This window comes from Pseudomonas sp. TE3728 (genome assembly GCF_056279145.1).
This window is the reverse complement of the sequence record NZ_JBWBQT010000001.1, coordinates 6,448,759-6,468,093: the sequence shown is the minus strand read 5'-3', so window position 1 is coordinate 6,468,093 and position 19,335 is coordinate 6,448,759. Positions and strand designations below refer to the sequence as shown.

The window sequence follows — 19,335 nt, the reverse complement described above, 5'->3', positions numbered from 1 at the left end:
CGAGACATCTATTGGCCGACGCGTTGCGCAAGTTTATACGGCCTAAAGACGCCAATCGACCAAAAATTCCAAGATCTTCACCCCGTGACGAATCGACATCTTCATCAGTGTTTGTAGGGCGATTCTGAAAAGTCGATTTGCGGTGACGCTTCAGGGCTGTGGTTTCGTACCCTCTGCGCCCATCCTCCCTGGCAGAAGCGCGTTCGATGCACAACGACAAGGAAAGCCCCTTTACCCTGACACTGCTCGACGGCGGTTTGAGTCTGCAGGTGTTGCAGTTCAGCGGCCGTGAAGGTCTCAACCAGCCCTATCGATTCGACATCGACGTGATCGGCCTCGCACCGGCGATGCACCTCGACCAATGGCTGCAACAACCGGCGTTTTTGCGGCTGGCGGATGACCAGGGCATTCACGGCGTGATCCACAGCATCAGTCGCGAACATCGCGGCCCGCACCGGGTCGGCTATTCCCTGGTGCTGACGCCCCATCTGCAACACTTGGATCGACACAGTGTACGTCGGGTGTTTCATCGTCTCAGCGTGCCCGCGATCGTGCGCCAGTTGCTGGAGGAGCATCAATTGCCCGAGCACAGTTACCGTTTCGAATTGGCAAACGGCGGCTACCCGCCCCGGCCTTTTTGCATTCAATACGATGAGAGCGATCTGGCCTTCCTGCAGCGGCTGTGTGAGGAAGAGGGCATCCACTATCACTTCGAACATCAGCCCGATGGACACGTGCTGGTGCTGGCCGATGACAGCTTGAGTTTCCCCCAGGAGCCACTGCTGATGCCGTTCCAGGACGAAGCATTCAACGACTCCGTCTTGCCGGTCATCAGCGAACTGTTCCAGCGCCATGAGCCGGTCCCCGCCCCGGCACGATGGGAAGCCAGAAACCGCGGCGCGCCGGTGGTCGGCGATGGAGCGGCTAATCATATGCTCGCCAGAACGGGCCCGGTCACGGCACGCCCTGCACCTGCACAGCTTCATCACGACCAGCTCAGCCGCCGACGGCTGGAACGCCTGCGTTGCCCGCAACGGCAGATCCACGGCCAAAGCAACCAGAGCGAACTGCGCAGTGGACGGATCCTGCAAGTGGCGCAGCATCCGCTCTCGAGTTTCAACGATCAGTGGCTGCTCACCGATATCCGGCACCAGGGGCAGCAACCCTCGATTCTCGCCGAGGATCAGCCCGGCAGTGCCCGGCGCTATAGCAATCAGTTCACGGCCATTCCCTGGTCAACGGTCTTCAGGCCGGCGCTTAAACAGATCAAGCCGAGCATCCCGGGCTATCAGATCGCCCGGGTACTCGGCCCCGCCGGGCAACCGGCGGCACTCGATGATCAAGGCCGGATACAGGTCAGGTTATGGCCGACGCCGGCGTTCGAGGCGGATGAATCCGTCGGTCTCTGGCTACCGATCGCCCTCGCGGCGCCGGACGGTCGGATCGATCCGGCCAGGCTGCCCACGGCCGGCACCGACGTGCTGATCAGTTTTCTCGACAGCGATCCGGACCGGCCAGTGCTGTGTGCCGGCATGGGCCATCCAAAGCCTTCCCGGCCTGCTTCCGAGCCACGCCGCGATGGCCGTCTGCTACTCGATTGGCTGGTCAACCGCTCGGATCTCGTCCCTTGAGTTTCATCCCTTGTCGGCCTCGCCCGTCGCCGCGGCAAACTTCGCCAGACGCACGTCGAGGTGCCGTGGCCGATGCCCCTAATAGGCAGGCCCGGCCCCATCGCGAGCAGGCTCGCTCCCACATTGGTTTTGCATCGCTCGCATAATTTGTGATCCACATAGATCCCTGTGGGAGCCTGCTCGCGATGCAGGCGCCTTGGTCTATCTGCCAGGCGCCAACCCAAAAAACGCCTGGATCAAGCGCAAATCCCGCCGCCGCTCCATGCACCCGATCATGTGCCGATTGACCAACCCCTCGCCAATAATCGGCACCGCCGCCACCCGCGGGTCATGGCTGACTTCCACCGACGACACCACGCCCACGCCCAATTCTGCGGCCACGGCCTCGGTCACTGCCTCGCGACTGTCCAACTCCAGCAACACCCGTGGATTGACCCTGGCCTGAGCGCACGCCTCGTCGAACGTGCGTCGGGTAATCGAACTCGGTTCACGCAAGACCATGATCACCTGGTCGAGCTCCTTGAGCTGTACCCCTTTCGACTGCTGCGCCCACGGATGTCCAGCAGGCACCAATGCACAAATCCTCGACTCGCTCAACGCTTGCAGGTGCAGCCCCTTGCGCGGCTCGACCTCGGTCAGCACCGCCACGTCGGCATGCTCCGACAACAACGCCGCCAATGTTTCCTGAGCATTGCCCAACCGCAGGTTCACGGTGATCCCCGGATAACGCGCACGCAAACTGGCGAGCATCGGCATGACCATGTGCGGCCCGTCCGCCGCCACTTCCAGGCGCCCGGTCAGTAACTGCCGGTTGGCTTCCAGCATCACCTGCGCCTCTTCGGCCAGGCCAAACATCGCTCGAGTGATCGCTGCCAGTTTGGTGCCCTCTTCCGTCAGCTCGACGCGCCGCGCGGTGCGTCGCAACAAGGTGATCTGGTAGTGCTCCTCCAGCGACTTGATGTGCCCGGTGACCGCCGGCTGGCTGATAAACAGGCGCTCGGCGGCGCGGGTGAAGCTGCCTTCCCGGGCTACGGCGTCGAAGGCGCGCAGCTGAAACAGATTCATGAATAACCCTCACTGATGGCTGGCATAACAACAAACAATTTGATTGATAGCTCACCGAATTGCAATTTATGTCCCGTAGTTTCATCCCACTGAGCTTTTGCGAGGACACAAGAATGAGTACTGCCGAGCCCATCCTGCTCACTCCCGGCCCATTGACCACATCGAGCCGCACCCGTCAGGCAATGATGGTCGACTGGGGCTCATGGGATGACCGCTTCAACCAACTGACCGCCAGCCTTTGCGAACAGTTGCTGGCGATCATCAACGGTGCCGACAGCCATCACTGCGTGCCGTTGCAAGGCAGCGGCACGTTTGCGGTCGAAGCGGCCATCGGCACACTGGTGCCTCGCAACGGTAAAGTTCTGGTGCTTATCAATGGCGCCTACGGCAAGCGCCTGGCGAAGATCTGCGAAGTGCTCGGCCGCTCGTTCAGCACCTTCGAAACCGCCGAAGACGAACCGACCACCGCCGTTGACGTCGACCGCCTGCTGCGGGCCGATGCCAGCATCACCCACGTCGCGCTGATTCACTGCGAAACCAGCACCGGTGTCCTCAACCCGCTGGCGGACATCGCCCACGTCGTCGAGCAGCACGGCAAACACCTGATCATCGACGCCATGAGTTCGTTTGGCGCCCTGCTGATTGACGCCCAAGATGTGCCGTTCGATGCGCTGATCGCCGCCTCGGGCAAATGCCTGGAAGGTGTGCCGGGGATGGGCTTCGTTTTTGCGCGAAAAGAAGCGCTGGCCAATGCCGCCGGCAATTCGCACTCACTGGCAATGGACTTGTTCGACCAGCACACCTACATGGCCAAGACCGGCCAATGGCGCTTCACCCCGCCGACCCACGTGGTCGCGGCGCTGCACGAAGCGCTGCTGCAATACAACGAAGAAGGTGGTTTGCCCGCACGGTATCAGCGCTACGTCAATAATTGCCAGGTGCTGCTCGATGACATGGCCAAACTGGGACTGCGCAGCTTCCTGCCCGCCGCGATCCAGGCGCCGATCATCGTCACCTTCCACGCGCCGAAAGACCCGCGCTATCAGTTCAAGGAATTCTACGAACGGGTCAAGGCCAAGGGTTTCATCCTCTACCCCGGCAAACTGACCCAGGTCGAAACCTTCCGCGTCGGCTGCATCGGCCACGTCAACCAGGCCGAAATGCACGCCGCGGTGGCGGCAGTGGCCGAAGTGCTGCGCGAGATGGAAGTACTCGAAATCTAAACCACACCACCTTCCCCTGTGGGAGCGAGCCTGCTCGCGATAGCGGACTGTCATTCAACATCGACGTCGGCTGACAGAGCCTCATCGCGAGCAAGCTCGCTCCCACAAAAAGCTGTTCCCATATATAGCCAGTTACCAGGATCCTAATCACCATGAACTACAGCAACCCAACCAAACTCCAAGCCGCCATCCTCGACTGGGCCGGCACCGTGGTCGACTTCGGCTCCTTCGCCCCGACGCAGATTTTTGTCGAAGCCTTCGCCGAGTTCGACGTCCAGGTTTCCATCGAAGAAGCCCGCGGGCCGATGGGCATGGGCAAATGGGATCACATTCGTACCCTGTGCGATCAGCCGCAAGTCGCCGAGCGTTACCGCAACGTGTTTGGTCGCACACCGACCGACGATGACGTCACTGCCATTTACAAACGCTTCATGCCGCTGCAGACCGAAAAAATCGCCGAACACTCGGCCCTGATTCCGGGCGCCCTGGACACCATCGCCAACCTGCGCCAACAAGGGATCAAGATCGGCTCATGCTCCGGCTACCCGAAACAGGTCATGGACAAAGTCGTCGAACTGGCCGCCACCAACGGCTACATCGCCGATCACGTGGTCGCCACCGACGAAGTGCCCAACGGCCGCCCATGGCCGGCTCAGGCACTGGCCAACGTGATTGCCCTGGGCATCGACGACGTCGCGGCCTGCGTGAAGATCGACGACACTGTGCCGGGCATTCTCGAAGGTCGCCGCGCCGGCATGTGGACCGTGGCGTTGATTTGCTCCGGCAACGCGCTGGGTCTGGACTACGAAGGCTATCGCGCCCTGAGCAGCGATAAACTGGCCAGCGAACGCAAGCGCATTCACGCCATGTTCGAAGGCTCGCGGCCGCACTACATGATCGACACCATCACCGACTTGCCCGAGGTGATCGCCGACATCAACAAGCGCCTGGCCAAGGGCGAGATGCCGCAAACCAACTGATTGCATCCCTCTCCTCACAAAAAAGCGTCAGTTCCTTTAACGGAACTGGCGCTTTTTTGTGGTCGATTACTTGATTCAGAGCATTGAACAGCCCATTGGTCTCAGGCAAATCCCCCAAACAGGATTACAGTTAACCCACGCCGTCGAACAAGAACGGTGACTTCAGACCAGACCTGTGAGGAAACACCGTATGCCCTGGAAGAATTCCGAATCACGCTACAGCACCGTATCGATCGCGCTGCACTGGTTGATGCTGGTTCTGCTAATCGTGGTTTACGCCTGCATCGAATTGCGCGGGATATTCCCCAAAGGCAGTGGCGGCCGGACGCTGATCAAGGAAGCCCACTTCATGCTCGGCTTGACGGTGTTCGTGCTGGTCTGGCTGCGGCTGTTCGCCCGCAGCCTGGGGCCCGCGCCGCAGATCTTTCCCGCCTCGCCTCGCTGGCAGACCCTGCTCGCCAAACTGATGCATTGGGCGCTGTATATTTTCATGATCACCATGCCGATTCTGGGCTGGCTGATTACCAGCGCCGAGGGGCATCAGGTGATGTTCTATGGCATTGATCTGCCGTTGCTGATCGAAGAAAACAAACCGCTGGCCAAGCAGCTTGAGGGCTGGCATGTGCTCGGCGGGACGATCGGCTATTGGCTGATCGGCCTGCACGCCGTAGCCGGGCTGCACCACCACTATGTGGTGCGCGATAACACCTTGCTGCGGATGATGCCCAAGCGCGGTTGAGTTCGGTAAGTCAAGACGCAGAACCTGTGGGAGCGTGGCTTGCCCGCGAAGAACGATGACGCGTAATACCTGAAAACCGCGGTGCATTTTTCGCGGGCAAGCCACGCTCCCACAGGATTATCGTCGCTCAAATTTCTTGGCCCCTCTCCACAAAAGTACAATGCGCCCATTCAGGTGCGTGAACTGAAACCCCGACGGCCCTGCAAGCCGCCGGTATGGATGAAGATCAGTCGCGTGCCCCGGGCAAATTTACCCGCCTCGACTTGCTGCTTGAGCGCCAGCAGCGCTTTGCCGGTGTACAGCGGCTCGAGGGGAATGCCACTGGCCTGTTCAGTCTGCTCGATGAACTCGAGTAACAGCGGATCGACCTTGGCAAAACCGCCACGGCTGGCGTCGAGCAATTCATAAGCCGTCGTCGATAATCGCGCCTCGCGCAGAATCATCTCGACCTGCTGCGCCACGCCATGATCGTCAGGCACCGCCAACGCGCCATACACTGGATGCTCACCCGCCTCTGCCAAAACCAGACCGGCCAGGGTGGTACCCGTTCCGCAGGCCAGCCACCAGCCGTCGTAGTGGCTCCAGCCCAGACCGCTCAATTGCTCGCAGGCCAGAGCCACCAATTGCCCGCAGCCCTTCGCCCCAAGCAAGCCGCCGCCACCTTCCGGCACTGGATGTAGCTGGGGGTATTGCTCGCGCCATGGCTGCCAGAAGCCCGGTTCATGTCGCGCGCGATAACCGCCATAACCCAACCAGTGCAAGTGCATGCCGAATGCCTGCAAGTCCTTTACCGTCGGCGTGTCTTGCGGATGCCCACGCAGCAGTCCGAGCGTGGTGAAACCGAAGCGTTTGCCCGCTGCGGCCAATGCATGGAGATGGTTGGAATGGGCACCGCCCAGGCTGATGATGCCTTGGGCGCCATTCTGGTCAGCGGCTTTGAGGTGTTCGATGAGTTTGAACCACTTGTTGCCGCTGATCAGCGGGTCGATCTGGTCCAGACGCAGGATCGCGACGTCGATGCCGGCAGTGGTGAGCCAGTCCAGGTGAAGGGATTCGAGGGGGGCTTGGGGAAGCCAGTCTGTTGGTGGGGAAAGCATTGATGCCGGCTCGATGTAAAGAGCCAGTATCTTAGCAGTCCACATGTGGCGAGGGAGCTTGCTCCCGCTCGGCTGCGCAGCAGCCGTAAAATCAGCGACGGTGATTAACCTGACACAACACCATCGCTGAAAGGGGAGTCCTTCGGCCTCCAGCGGGAGCAAGCTCCCTCGCCACAGGGTTATGGGTATTACAACTGCGCCGCCAACCGCGACCCCTGGTTGATCGCGCGCTTGGCATCCAGCTCCGCCGCCACGTCCGCGCCGCCGATCAAATGCACGTTCTGCCCGGCCGCAACCAGGCCGTCCTGCAACTCACGCAACGGATCCTGTCCGGCGCAGATCACGATGTTGTCCACCGGCAGCACCTGCGGTTCGCCGCTTTCACCGATACGGATGTGCAGGCCTTCATCGTCGATCTTCAGGTACTCGACGCTGTTGAGCATCTGCACCTGCTTGTTCTTCAGACCCGTGCGGTGAATCCAGCCAGTGGTCTTGCCCAGGCCGTCGCCGACCTTGGATGTCTTGCGTTGCAGCAGGAACACTTCACGGGCCGGCGCATGGGGTTCAGCCTTGATGCCCGCAACGCCGCCGCGCGCTTCCAGGTGTGTATCGATGCCCCATTCTTTCCAGAATGCTTCGCGGTCCTGACTGGTGGCCACGCCCTCGTGAACGAGGAACTCCGACACGTCGAAACCGATACCGCCGGCGCCGATCACCGCGACGCGCTTGCCCACAGGTTTACGCTCGAGGATCACGTCCAGGTAGCTCAGCACCTTGGCGTGTTCGACGCCCGGAATCGCCGGCACCCGCGGCGCAATGCCAGTCGCCAGGATGATTTCGTCATAACCGCCATCGACCAGCTGCGCCACATCCACACGGGTGTTCAGGCACAGTTCGACGTGGGTGGTCTGCAATTTGCGGTTGAAGTAGCGCAGGGTTTCGAAGAACTCTTCTTTGCCCGGCACGCGCTTGGCGATGTTGAACTGACCGCCGATTTCGCTGGCCGAATCGAACAACGTCACCTGGTGACCACGTTCAGCAGCCACGGTCGCGGCGGACAGGCCAGCAGGGCCGGCACCGACCACGGCGATTTTCTTGATCTGCTGCACCGGCAGGTAATTGAGTTCGGTTTCATGGCAGGCCCGTGGGTTCACCAGGCAACTGGTCAACTTGCCGCCAAAGGTGTGATCCAGGCACGCCTGATTGCAACCGATGCAGGTGTTGATTTCATCGCCACGACCGGCCGCAGCCTTGTTGACGAAATCCGGATCGGCGAGGAAAGGGCGCGCCATGGACACCATGTCGGCATCGCCTTCGGCCAGAATCTGCTCGGCGACTTCCGGGGTATTGATACGGTTGGTGGTGATCAGCGGAATGCCCACCGAGCCACGCAGCTTGGCCGTGACTTTGCTGAACGCCGCACGCGGCACCTTGGTGGCGATGGTCGGAATCCGCGCTTCGTGCCAGCCGATGCCAGTGTTGATGATCGTTGCACCGGCCTGCTCGATGGCCTTGGCCAATTGCACGATCTCTTCCCAGCTGCTGCCGCCTTCCACCAGATCGAGCATCGACAGGCGGAAGATAATGATGAAGTTCGGGCCGACCGCTTCGCGCACCCGGCGGACGATTTCCACCGGCAGGCGCATGCGGTTTTCGTAAGCACCGCCCCAGCGGTCAGTGCGATGGTTGGTGTGGGCCGCGAGAAACTGGTTAATGAAATAACCTTCGGAGCCCATGATCTCGACGCCGTCGTACTCGGCTTTTTGCGCCAAGGTCGAGCAAGTGACGAAATCGCTGATCTGCTTCTCGATGCCTTCTTCGTCCAGCTCTTTAGGCTTGAACGGGTTGATCGGCGCCTGAATCGCGCTCGGGGCCACTTGTTTCGGGCTGTAGGCATAACGCCCGGCATGGAGAATCTGCATGCAGATCTTGCCGCCCGCCTCGTGCACTGCTCGGGTGACGATCAGGTGTTTGAGTGCTTCTTCCTCGGTGGTCAGCTTGGCCGCGCCGGAGTAAACCCCGCCCTCATCATTCGGGCCGATACCGCCGGTGACCATCAGGCCAACGCCACCACGGGCACGCTCGGCGAAGTACGCGGCCATGCGCTCGAAACCGCCGGGCTTCTCCTCAAGACCCGTGTGCATCGAGCCCATCAGGGTGCGGTTGCGCAACGTGGTAAAACCCAGGTCCAGCGGGGCCAACAGGTGCGGGTAATGAGCGGCGGCCATCGGTAACTCCACAACGAGCGATCACGGAAAAAATGCAGGAGCTCTTCGGCCCCCGTCAGTCATGTTCGACAGACTAAGAGGCGCACCGCTGTCACTCAATGACCGTAACTGACAACTTATTGATCCAAATGTGCAGCGCCCCTTGGCAAGCGCGGGCATGCGCCCTACCCTAGTCGCGAACCCTGCCATGAGTTTTCACTCCGATTGGAATTCTTTTCATTAAGAATGGAATCGGCCAACCATAGCCAGCCGTGTCGCGAAAACCTTAAACGCCAGCATGGGCGCCGTTTGTGAAAGGTTTTATGTCGTGATGTCGGGCCATTGCTAGAAAAATTTCCGCGGTGCGGCGCTGAACAGCCGCACTCCGAAGCACACCTCCAGCTTGGCGACACTCATGGCCCCGCAGTTGGTATAGCTCAAGCATCAAGCGATCTTGGCGAAGCTACCGACCCCGGCACTGCGCACAAAGCATTCGATACACCTGAAGGTTTCCATAGATGTCACTATAAACTTTGGGTTTACACAGCTTATTGCAATTACCGCCTACCTTACCTTCGGCGGTCATTAGAAAATAAAATGAAGTCATTAGATTTTTAAATGAAACTGTCCCCAGAGGAGTAATGTTTCACATCCAACTGCTTGTGTAATTGCAGCACAGTTGACCACCACGCCTTTGCATCGATCTGACCAGTCCTTTGCATAGGGCTCGGCAACCCTACCTTATCCGAGGACGACCAATTCGTTTCCATGGATTAGCAAAATCATGGACTGAAGAAAGAGAAGAACTTCTTTGAGTCGCGGTTTATTGAGTATTAGGTGGGTGGGGCTTTAATCTGGGTTCTATTTGATGTTATTTTTCAGCCCGCGTTGAACTGTTTTCACTAAAGCTGGACTGAGCGCACCAAGTCAGTGCTAAAAATGTAAAAAGCCCCCTAAGCGCAAGTGCCAAGTTGGCTTTTTTGCATAAGCGGTTTGAGTTCAACCGTCGAACGGGAACGCATCTGCAGGATGGTCACCCTCCTACACAGAGCACGCCCTATTATAATGGGTACCTCGAATCACGGAATAAGGTCGAACAATGACCGGCAGCGAACGGTGGATAGTCAAATGGCGCCAGGCCCGATTGATCTTCGTGAACCAGTAACGACAGTAAACCATCGATAGAATTAGCCTCGCTATGGCCACCTATTAGCTTTTGGTTACCTTCTCCAGTCTCTTCACTCGAGCCTGGCCTTGATTTATATGGCCAGCGCTTGCACTAATCGTCTCCAGTGTTCCGCGAAACTTTCGCCAACTTCTTTGTAGCTTGATGCGGCGCAAGTTGATTTAAGCCTCCTCAAGTCGAGTCTTTTTGTCTGCTACGTCTCGAAAAGTTCTCCGTCACTTCGGAGACATAAACCTCTTCATTTCAGCCGCAATAAAACTAGCGGCATTAGCTTTCATTAGTCGAGCGCTCTATTTAATTTTTCGTTCGGGACTCTTAAAACGTGACTACAAGTCGACGCACAGATCAATCCGGACAAAATCCGCAATTTTGAGACAAATCCTAAATACAAGATAAGATTGTAGACAGTCATGAAAACTCATGACTGTCGTTTGTTTTTATAGGTTGTTTTTAATCTTGTGAATTGACTAGAATCGGCTCGAGATGGGGCTACACACAACATTACAAGTGTTACCTTTACGTTGAGTGACAAGCATTGATCTTTTTTTAATTGTGTCATTGGCATCTTAGCTTAAGGGGTGAGCTGTAGATGAGCTATCCAGACAAGCTGTCGGCTCACTAATTTCCGCGGACAAAGAAGCCTGCCAAGATGCGTGGTTTTTCGGGGTTTCCCGCTACTCCACTGAGCTTGAATCACTTGAAACCGAACAGAGCAATGCTGTTTCCCTACAAGAGAGCGAAGTCACTGAAGGGTGTCGGGGCAATCATGAGCTACATGAAAGCGAAGATGAGATTCACCACAGGTTTGTCACTTAGACTTGAGATGGAATGGGGTGAGGCATTTTTGGCCCTCAGGCCAGGAATAGCAGCATGGCCAAGAAGCCTTCCATACGCGTGCTCGAAATTGCCCTCGAGTACGGCTTTTCCAACCATGGGCACTTCAATGAAAGCATTCGCAAGCGCTATATCTGCAACCCCAGCCAGTGCCGCCTGCGTATGAAGGCCTCTCACTCAAACCAATAAGTTTAAGTTTACTGAAGGCCAGGGTGTCACTGTCTAACCCACATTTTAAAAAGAGGAACAAAACATGCTTACTCCCAGTCATTCCTTACCTAACTTGCACACCACCAACCCCGCAAATAGATCATCAGGTGAGAGCAATACGCCTACAGCAGAAAGTAGCTCTTCTGATTCTGCTATTTTTTCATACAACCCATCTGCGGCGATATTAGCCAAAATGGACAATGCGTCCAAAATATTACAAGAATCGACTTGTGCACTAAATGGCAGTTCGCTTGAATTGTTAAGCTTGGCACTTGTTAAGGACAAAGACTGGCCAGATGGTATCTCCCTGGCATGGAAGCATTATGCTAATACAAGGCCCAGCACGGCCTTCAGCCCCAACGAGGAGAAAGTCTGGGTAAATTTTGAAACACTATCCGAACAGCATAAATCACAGAGCATTGAGATATACCATGACGACAAAGAGAACTATTCAGCAACAATGTGTGAAAAAACATGGAAAGCATCAGGCGAAGATGCCTTTTTTAAAATTATGTTGGCTATTAAGTCTAACGTCATTGTAGATACTATTAGCGACAAGCAAGCCACTGAGTTCCGAAGAGACTTGTCGAAAAACATCCTTGATCAGCGCGCCATGCTGAGCATGCTGTGGCAAAACGGGCAGAGCCACATAACATCAGATAGCGTAAGCGCTGTCGTGGCCCCAAGCAATGTTACGAGCAATGTGAATAATCCCCCCATCCGTTTGGAATGCCATCCTAGATGGGTCAACCCCGAGACGAGGCCAGCTTGTAAATATTCCCCAGTTAACGTCACTGGATTGCCCCATAAAGATGCCATCAAAAGTATGCAAGCGGTGCTACACAACCGAATTGATACATGCAGAAAACTTGCCATGGATCGGAGCATACCAGGAGACGGCAGTTGGTTCTCATTTATCAGAGCCCCCCAGCCATACGAGCCATATCTGAACAAAGGTACTGTTCCTGCGCTTGTCATAAGTGGGGGGAGTGCCAATAAGCTCACTGCGGACCTAAGCAAAGATTATAGTTTGGCATGGCACCCAAAGAACATGAGGAGCGAGATTGACACTCGTGCTGAACCTGTCTATCTGCTTGTCCATAAATTGGATTACCCGACTTACAAATCCACAATGAGAGAGGTGCTTGAACAGTATCCAAATCTGCACCTTATTGGTTGGGATGGTGGCAAGTTGACTGGTTTTGGCGCTGCAAGGGCATCAGCATTGGCGTTTGCCGATACACTATCGTATCGTCCTGAACGAATCATGATGATCGATCAGGATGTGGTAAAGACGGAACAGACTAGACACACTAATCCAACGATACGGAGTAAAGTTGAAAGTCTGCACGAAACGACAAAACAGCCGATTGTTGGCTACGGAGTCGGATACCCTACCCGGCAATCAACCCCTTTACCTTTCAGGGAAACACTACCACCTAGACCGTCGGATTTTAACGGGCCGGCAGAACAGTTTGTTTCAATCAAGGCCCCGTTCCGCAAACAGTGGGATGATGGTATCTACCCTCCTTATATGGTGGCAGGTGGCGAAGATATGCTGATGAGTAAGGAGCTGGGCTTGAGCAAAGAGAACCGCAATATGGTTCTGCCAGGAGAAAGAATTGTAAAAAAAGAACTGAAAGGGCCGCCAGATATACCGAATGCTTACTGGAATGAAGGGCGCGCTGAGACTCTTAAAGCTCTTTTTGAAGCGGAAAAAAACACCTTAGTACAATTCGAAGATCAAAAAATTAGCCTGGATGGTTTGATGTCGAAATTCCAAGAGAACGGGTGGATTTCTTCACATCCAAGTGTCGAGTCTTACAATATTGCAGCATGTGTTATTGAACGTATTATTTTGCGCCTGAATAAAGAGTTAGCTAAGGAGGAGCTGAAAAATAGCACCTTCAATCAGCCGCCCTCTTCCTGAGTATCTGTACGTGTAGCGGCTTGCGTCTGAAAACATGCGGGCCGTATTCAACGACATTTTTGGCTCAAATAAACTGCGATAGTCAAGATCACCGGCACACACAAACTGAAAGTCAGCTTGGTTTTCGACGGCACCGGCTTGAATTCATTGCTGCAGGCTCACGTAATATACAATTGACAGGGGGCAGCTTTCCGCCCCCGATATGCTTTTTCTAAACTTTAGGGAAGGTCTGAAATACCCAACGTTATTTGATGCCCTCTGCCGGTTCCCCTAAAAAGAATTTAGTGGGTCTGGACTTATAGTTAATGACGCTGGATTCTTCGGATGCTTTGCAGCCAACCGTCGTGAATCCACCGCTTCAACCAAGTCGCGGCTTGAAGTGGGGCCTCCTCGCCGTAGATAACCGCTAACTCGGTGCACAGTTCGGCAAAACTCCAGCCTTCCTGAATCATGCGATTTAGAGCGGTCGATTCCGTTGACTCCAAGCTGCGATACTGACAAATCATCTCGGCCCGCCAAATCACGAGTACCTGGGGCATAGCCAACACTAAACTCCCGGGGAACTCGGTCTCATCTTTTACCGAGCGCCACAGTGCAAGGCTGTTGAAACTACACTTGAGCCACTGCACGCCGGGGTTCAGGCAGAACCGCAATGTCGGCCAATCTTCTGGCGGCAGACGGGCCATGTCCTGCAGCGTTATCGGCGTTCCGGGTGGGGCATCGAAGGCCAGAGTAAATGCCCACTCAAGCGCAGCCAGTTCGGCCAACGCGGCACCCTGCTCGAGCACCAGGTGCTGGTGGATGAACGCCTCGAAGCCTTTTCCCAGCCAGCGCAGGCTATAGTGGGCCGATGGGAATTTACGGATATATGCGGCGGCGAGCTGCTCGAACTCGTTATCACCGAGCCAATGCCAGATTGCCGGATAGTCGCCGCGCAACACTTCCTGCAGGCGTGCCTGATAAGCGTTGTGATAGATCGCCAAACCATTATCTACAGCCAGCGTCGGACCACCGATCAGGCTGGCGCCAAACTCGGGATTTGCCGTCGCCGAGTGACCCAACAGATAACGTTCAAAAGTCAGTTGCCAGTCGCTCAAGCGCATTTCTACCTCCCGACCAGTGCGATTTCGCCTAGCGCTCGAGCCTTTTGCAGCTCGGCGAGCAGCTCTTCAAAAGGCGGGAAATGGTCATCGCGCTCCAGCAAGGTGGCGACCGGGCCGAGGTGTTCCAGGGTTCGTTGATACAGTGCCCAGACAGGGTCACTCACCGGATGATCATGGGTGTCGATCACGTAGTCTCCGTAATCGCTGTGACCGGCCAGGTGCAGTTGGCGAACCTTGTTTGCCGGTAGGCCCTGAATGAACGTCCATGGATCGAAGCCATGATTGCGGGAACTGACGTAAACGTTGTTGACGTCCAGCAACAGCTCGCAGTCGCTGAGGCGGCTCAGCGACTCAAGAAACTCCCACTCGCTAAACTCAAACGAAGCGGCACGCACATAGCTGGAGACATTCTCCAGCACCAATGGCCGCTGCAGCACCTCCTGGACCTGACGCACACGACGGGCCACGTAATAGAGGCTTTCTTCGGTGTAGGGTAGCGGCAACAAGTCATGAAGTTGATGGGCGTTGCCTCGGCTCCAACACAGATGATCAGAGATCCACGCTGGTTTGACTCTGTCTGCCAGCCGCTTGAGTTGATTCAGATAGTCCGTATCGAGGGCATGTGGCCCGCCGATGGACATGGACACGCCATGCATGACCAACGGATAGCGCTCGGCGATGGCGTCCAGGTAGTAAAGGGCTTTGCCGCCCTGGACCATGAAATTTTCGGAGACTACTTCGAACCAGTCCACGGCTGGCGACTGTTCTAGAATCTGTTGGTAGTAGGCACTGCGCAAGCCCAGGCCATAACCCAGGCAAGGAAAGGATGCAGACATTTGCGGGGTCCTCGCAATATGACCGCAGTGGAAACCACTGCGGCCAGACTCGGTGGTCGGTTACTCGCCGACTTTGCCGCCTTCTTTCGTGCATTCGGCTTGGGTCATTGACTTGAAGCCGTGGCCTTTGCAAACAGCCTGACCTTTACAGGCGTTTTCAGCAGTCTTGCAATCGTTCATGCCTTTGCACGAAGTCACGCCGTAGCAATGAACTTTGGCAGCGTCAGCGGCCTGGACCTGAGTGGCAACGCCGGCAAACATGGTTGCGGCGGCGAAAGCGAGAGCGGCACCGGCGGTGGCGGATTTGAAATTCATTTTTTTATCCTCGGTAATCGTCAAGGTGTCGGCTGGACGGTTGTTCAGTTGCGACACACCACTAGAGAGTCCTGCCCCGACGGTATTACAGTTAAAAAAAAAGACCCCGGTTGTGCGCTTTTTTGTTGCAGCCGGCTTCGCCAGCTGCAACAGGTTGCCCTCGCGCTTTCGAGACAAACTTTAAATACCGGCTCTGGCGCAATGGGTGAAGATCGAACTGCCTCAGGGATGAGGTGTACCGTGTTTTTTTGTACTGTGTAACCGGTCTTTTTTTCGCATCCATGAGATTAGGCTGTAGATGATTTTTACCCCGCCACTGTGTTTTTTGATTCCGGTTCGGCGAGTCTTGAACCTGTATCACTGGTCCTCACGACGTTCGGCAGCGAGGCGCTCGGGGAGTGTATCGACGTCCGGCACGCTGTCCTCCGGCATGGCGCGTAGCGTTGCTTGCATCAGGCGCATCTGTCGAATGAACCGTCGGCAATTGGGACAAAAAATCAAATGGTGCCGCACCATCAAGTTCTCCCGAAGGCTCAACTGCCCATCGAGATAGTCACTTGACCGCGCCACTTGTTCTTTACAAGTCAGCATTCACCGGTTTCCTCAAAATGTTCTACGGTCGCAAAGACCTTCAACCGTGCCCTATGCAGCAGTACACTGACGTTGGAGAGCGAAATGTCCAGAAGAATACAGATCTCTTCCAGTTCCATCCCCTGGCGCTCTCGCAGCAGCAACACACCGCTTTGCAATTGCGGCAAGCACTGCAACGTGCGCTCCAGGCATTGACGCAACTCGTTTTCGGTTAGCAGCGCTTCAGGCGTGTCTTGATGCCAGGCGAATGGCGCCAGCAGCCAATGTCCATCGCCGGGCGAAAAACGATCATCATCGATACTGCCATGAGGTGACGGCAAATCATCAAGCAACACTTCCCGACGGTTCTGCTTGTAGCGACTTTTGGCCGAGTTGGCGGTGATGGTCAGCAGCCAGGTCTTGAGGCTTGAGCGGCCTTGAAACCCTGCCAGATTACGCACCACTGACAACCAGGCATCCTGCACTACATCATCGGCGCCTCTCGCGCCTACGATAGCGTAGGCCACAGCCCGCATGGCGCTCTGATAAGTGCTGACGAGTTCCTTGTAAGCCTGAGATTCGCCCGCCAACAGGCGCTTGACCAGTTTGGCGTCATTATTCATGTGTATGCCACACCGTTTGAGCAGCGTCAGTCATTATCAAAATTAAGAGCACAGTAATACCGTCAAGGGCAGTGAGATAAGGAACCAGATAGTACTGCTGACACCTGCGCCGTAACTTTAGGACTAGTCTTGAAACACCAGTTTTTTTGGGTAAGAGGATAGGAGCATTCTTTACTGAAATTATCGCATAAGCAGGCATAGCGCCGGGCAATCAGTTTATCGATCGACAGCTTGCCAGGCCCGGTAGCCATCAAGTACAGCAGCACCGCGGCCCAGGTGCCGTGGGTCGGATAAGCGTCGGGGTACACGAACAACTGAATGGTCAGGGTCATGCCCAGCAGTGCCAATGCTGAAAACCGTGTACCGAAGCCAATCAGGATCAGTGCCGGGAAGAAATGTTCGGCGAACGCGGCCATGTGAGCTGCGGCCTCCGCAGACAACAATGGCACTTGATACTCACTCTTGAACAACGGGATGGTTGAATCCGCCAGACATGGTAAGCCCATCTGAAACGTCCCGTAGAACAAGTCAATGGCCAGGTCCTCGATCTTGGTCTGCCCGGACTTCCAGAACACGGCCGCAATGGAGAATCGTGCGATAAAAGCAGTCAGGCTCTAGGGAATCATGCCTAGCAAGGTGATGGCGCGGGAGACGGGATTGTTCATGGCGATACCTTGAGGTGTAAGTGGGTGATGGCGTTGTGGCGGATCAACGGGGCGAGGGTTTGGCTGAGATCGAATATCGGTGCTGTCTCCAGCGCCTGAGTCAGGGATTGGCCATTTAGCAGGTAATGGATGAATGCGCAGGCACCGTCCCCGATGTCAAAGATCTCGACCTCCAGTCCGTTACGCAATACCAGCGCGTTTTGTCCTTTGTATGGATCGATGCCCGCCAGCGTTGCGCCCTGCTGGTGAGCAGCCCAGATTGCGACCACCGCGAAGGCTGAATTCAAAAGGCCCAGGGAGGGATGAAACCCAATGTGCAGTTCATTCAGAACGCTCGGGGCCGACAGCACGGCAGCGATCTGTTCACGGTTCAGTGGCGGCACATCAGCAACGTGATAGGCACTGACCCGCCAGCGCTCCAGCCGTGCGATATCCGCCAGATACGGCACGCTGGCGGCCAGTTCGAAGCATGCTAAAGGTCGGCAATTGATTGTCGCGCTCGATGAGTGTGGCGATCGGCCCGACTCGCTCCAGCACCTGTCGATATAAGGCCCAGACCGCGTTGTCGATGGGCGTGCCGTGATCGTCGATCAGCAGTCGGTTGCCGAGGCTATCGGTGTCTTCGGCAAACCCTGCCAGATGAATCTCACCCACGGCGTGAAGCGGCAAGGCATCGATGTAGGCCAAGGGGGCTCGTTCAATAGCCAAAGATCCCCACCTCTAAAATGTAATTTTTATGGAGTGCCTTATTGGCGTTTTCCGAGTACCAGAAAAAACTGTCGGAAGTTGGGATTTGAAAACGGCCCTGGCTCACCATGGATCAACCAGGATCAACCAGGATCAGTCATCAAGCGCGATTGATACTAGCCTGAGCAAGAGTGAAGTCTGCACGCTTGACGCTGGTCACTTCCGGCTCCCATAACGGGTTTAACGGAATATGGTAACCGCTGTTCTTCGCTTGCAGGATCAGGTCGGCCATTTGCTGACGGTTCTCGATCACACAAATTTCATCAAAATCCCCCAGTCTGGCGGGCAAAAAGAAAGTGGCAGGATAGTTGGCAGCGGCATCGGCGGCTGGGCTGCCCGAGTCCGCGTTGTGGTGAACTACCCGTTCGCCCCCGCCGACCAGGACCGCATTGATCACCGGAATCATCTCGGCGATACGGCTCGTGGCATTGCCAATGTCGGGATCTTCCCTCCTGTAAAAACTGGCGGCGCTTGCATAATCCTGGCGCAGTTCCTGAGCCAGGTTCTTAGGGAACGAGTCTGTTACCCGGCCGCTATAACCGTTGATACGAGCTTTGAACACACTATGTGCGACATCAGGCACTGGGAGATTGTCTTGCGGCCCCAAGTCGCTCAAATGCGGTCCGATCAGATGCAGGTCATAGTCGGCCGTCAGCGCCTTGCCCCCCTGCTCTTTCCCCAGGACTTCCAGCGGCTGTCCCTCTTGGCTGACCAGGTACAGACCCTCGACCGCACCGGACTGGGGCGTGACCTCGAACTTATACAGTCCGCCGCTGGGGGCTTTTGCACTGAACCTGATCACACCCTCTGCATCCGCAAGCCGCATGTCAGTAATGTGATCACTGGCCAGCAGCATACCCATGCGCTCTTTGGAAATCGTCAGGGGAATGGCAACGGCATGACCGTCCTTGATGCACTGGCGAGTTTGCCCATTGAATTTCTCGATACGCGCCGGATCGGACGTTAGACAGCCCTCCAATTTGCTGAATGCCTGATCGACACAGATCATCCCGGCTTGGGGTCCCCAGTTGGCGCTCTTGCCTTTGATATGAAAGTCCTTGGTGGGGTGGCCCTCTTCGATCAGCCCTGTCGCCACGGTTTCAACCGGACGAATACCAATAATGCAGTTGTGCTGTTTCGCTACACCCTGCAAGGGCACCAAGTGACTGGTCACAATTCCTGTCCGATGCCGAACCTTATCGATAACCTGAAACAAATCAGATGCCGTGTTTTTGGCGCCACCTGGAATCGTCTGGCTCTGAATTGCCTTGTTTAGCGATTCAAGACTGAGTCCACTGGGTTGAATGTTATTGAGCGACAAACCGTTCATCCACACACCCCCAAAAAAATCAAGAAACACAAACCTGACCATCA

At 56.0% G+C, this 19,335-nt stretch carries 15 protein-coding genes and 6 pseudogenes; 7 read left to right on the top strand and 14 right to left on the bottom strand.

The window, feature by feature from the left end:
- Positions 1 to 206 precede the first annotated feature (206 nt).
- Positions 207 to 1,631, top strand: a complete 1,425-nt coding sequence (locus ACZ89R_RS28705; RefSeq protein WP_429547362.1) for a type VI secretion system Vgr family protein — start codon at positions 207 to 209, stop codon at positions 1,629 to 1,631.
- A gap of 3 nt (positions 1,632 to 1,634) precedes the next feature.
- Here ACZ89R_RS28705 and ACZ89R_RS28700 read toward each other — a convergent pair.
- Together ACZ89R_RS28700 and ACZ89R_RS28695 are read right to left on the bottom strand one after the other, a co-directional pair.
- A pseudogene (locus tag ACZ89R_RS28700) lies at positions 1,635 to 1,709 on the bottom strand (hypothetical protein); the annotation flags it as partial.
- 123 nt (positions 1,710 to 1,832) lie between these two features.
- The gene (locus ACZ89R_RS28695; protein ID WP_429547363.1) at positions 1,833 to 2,696 is read right to left on the bottom strand and encodes a LysR substrate-binding domain-containing protein; all 864 of its coding nucleotides are present in this window, start codon (positions 2,694 to 2,696) and stop codon (positions 1,833 to 1,835) included.
- A gap of 113 nt (positions 2,697 to 2,809) precedes the next feature.
- Between ACZ89R_RS28695 and ACZ89R_RS28690 the strand changes: the two genes are divergently transcribed.
- The 3 genes from ACZ89R_RS28690 (at position 2,810) to ACZ89R_RS28680 (ending at position 5,638) form a co-directional block, all read left to right on the top strand.
- Positions 2,810 to 3,919 carry a 2-aminoethylphosphonate--pyruvate transaminase gene (locus ACZ89R_RS28690; protein ID WP_429547364.1) on the top strand — a complete coding sequence of 370 codons (1,110 nt, stop codon included), beginning with the start codon at positions 2,810 to 2,812 and terminating at the stop codon, positions 3,917 to 3,919.
- 152 nt (positions 3,920 to 4,071) lie between these two features.
- Positions 4,072 to 4,899, top strand: coding sequence for a phosphonoacetaldehyde hydrolase (gene phnX / locus ACZ89R_RS28685; protein WP_429547365.1), 828 nt, complete (start codon positions 4,072 to 4,074; stop codon positions 4,897 to 4,899).
- Positions 4,900 to 5,089: 190 nt separating this feature from the next.
- A complete protein-coding gene (locus ACZ89R_RS28680; protein ID WP_429377180.1) occupies positions 5,090 to 5,638 on the top strand; it encodes a cytochrome b in 549 nt (182 codons plus the stop codon).
- A gap of 170 nt (positions 5,639 to 5,808) precedes the next feature.
- On the opposite strand, the gene ACZ89R_RS28675 is transcribed toward ACZ89R_RS28680, so the two are convergent.
- The 3 genes and pseudogenes from ACZ89R_RS28675 to ACZ89R_RS28665 form a co-directional block, all read right to left on the bottom strand.
- Positions 5,809 to 6,735, bottom strand: coding sequence for a 1-aminocyclopropane-1-carboxylate deaminase/D-cysteine desulfhydrase (locus ACZ89R_RS28675; protein WP_429542888.1), 927 nt, complete (start codon positions 6,733 to 6,735; stop codon positions 5,809 to 5,811).
- A gap of 188 nt (positions 6,736 to 6,923) precedes the next feature.
- Positions 6,924 to 8,963, bottom strand: a complete 2,040-nt coding sequence (locus ACZ89R_RS28670) for a 2,4-dienoyl-CoA reductase FMN-binding domain-containing protein (RefSeq protein WP_429542887.1) — start codon at positions 8,961 to 8,963, stop codon at positions 6,924 to 6,926.
- Positions 8,964 to 9,299: 336 nt separating this feature from the next.
- Positions 9,300 to 9,458 (bottom strand): annotated as a pseudogene (locus ACZ89R_RS28665) (LysR family transcriptional regulator); the annotation flags it as partial.
- A 226-nt stretch (positions 9,459 to 9,684) separates the two neighbouring features.
- On the opposite strand from ACZ89R_RS28665, the pseudogene ACZ89R_RS28660 reads away from it, so the two are divergent.
- From ACZ89R_RS28660 to ACZ89R_RS28650, 3 genes and pseudogenes are all read left to right on the top strand, one after another.
- Positions 9,685 to 9,779, top strand: a pseudogene (locus tag ACZ89R_RS28660) (hypothetical protein); the annotation flags it as partial.
- Positions 9,780 to 10,998: 1,219 nt separating this feature from the next.
- Entirely contained in the window at positions 10,999 to 11,151 is a 153-nt protein-coding gene (locus tag ACZ89R_RS28655) for a helix-turn-helix domain-containing protein (protein WP_429547366.1), read from the top strand.
- Positions 11,152 to 11,215: 64 nt separating this feature from the next.
- Positions 11,216 to 13,102, top strand: a complete 1,887-nt coding sequence (locus ACZ89R_RS28650; protein ID WP_429547367.1) for an SRPBCC family protein — start codon at positions 11,216 to 11,218, stop codon at positions 13,100 to 13,102.
- 302 nt (positions 13,103 to 13,404) lie between these two features.
- Here ACZ89R_RS28650 and ACZ89R_RS28645 read toward each other — a convergent pair whose 3' ends face one another.
- The 9 genes and pseudogenes from ACZ89R_RS28645 to ACZ89R_RS28605 form a co-directional block, all read right to left on the bottom strand.
- Positions 13,405 to 14,205, bottom strand: a complete 801-nt coding sequence (locus ACZ89R_RS28645; RefSeq protein ID WP_429547368.1) for an HvfC/BufC family peptide modification chaperone — start codon at positions 14,203 to 14,205, stop codon at positions 13,405 to 13,407.
- A 2-nt stretch (positions 14,206 to 14,207) separates the two neighbouring features.
- A complete protein-coding gene (gene bufB / locus ACZ89R_RS28640; protein ID WP_429547369.1) occupies positions 14,208 to 15,041 on the bottom strand; it encodes an MNIO family bufferin maturase in 834 nt (277 codons plus the stop codon).
- A 60-nt stretch (positions 15,042 to 15,101) separates the two neighbouring features.
- A complete protein-coding gene (bufA2, locus tag ACZ89R_RS28635; protein WP_429547938.1) occupies positions 15,102 to 15,356 on the bottom strand; it encodes a BufA2 family periplasmic bufferin-type metallophore in 255 nt (84 codons plus the stop codon).
- A gap of 357 nt (positions 15,357 to 15,713) precedes the next feature.
- Positions 15,714 to 15,947 carry an anti-sigma factor family protein gene (locus ACZ89R_RS28630; RefSeq protein ID WP_429547370.1) on the bottom strand — a complete coding sequence of 78 codons (234 nt, stop codon included), beginning with the start codon at positions 15,945 to 15,947 and terminating at the stop codon, positions 15,714 to 15,716.
- Complete coding sequence (locus ACZ89R_RS28625) at positions 15,941 to 16,549, bottom strand: RNA polymerase sigma factor (protein WP_429547371.1); 609 nt, start codon at positions 16,547 to 16,549, stop codon at positions 15,941 to 15,943. Before ACZ89R_RS28625 ends, ACZ89R_RS28630 begins: the two co-directional genes overlap by 7 nt.
- Before the next feature lie 194 nt (positions 16,550 to 16,743).
- Positions 16,744 to 17,160 (bottom strand): annotated as a pseudogene (locus ACZ89R_RS28620) (DoxX family protein); the annotation flags it as partial.
- Positions 17,161 to 17,210: 50 nt separating this feature from the next.
- Positions 17,211 to 17,681, bottom strand: a pseudogene (locus ACZ89R_RS28615) (DUF2063 domain-containing protein); the annotation flags it as partial.
- Positions 17,599 to 17,913 (bottom strand): annotated as a pseudogene (locus ACZ89R_RS28610) (multinuclear nonheme iron-dependent oxidase); the annotation flags it as partial. The pseudogenes ACZ89R_RS28610 and ACZ89R_RS28615, both read right to left, overlap by 83 nt.
- A 148-nt stretch (positions 17,914 to 18,061) precedes the next feature.
- Positions 18,062 to 19,291: an anthrax toxin-like adenylyl cyclase domain-containing protein gene (locus tag ACZ89R_RS28605; RefSeq protein ID WP_429547372.1), complete on the bottom strand. Its 1,230-nt coding sequence runs from the start codon at positions 19,289 to 19,291 to the stop codon at positions 18,062 to 18,064.
- Between the last annotated feature and the right edge of the window lie 44 nt (positions 19,292 to 19,335).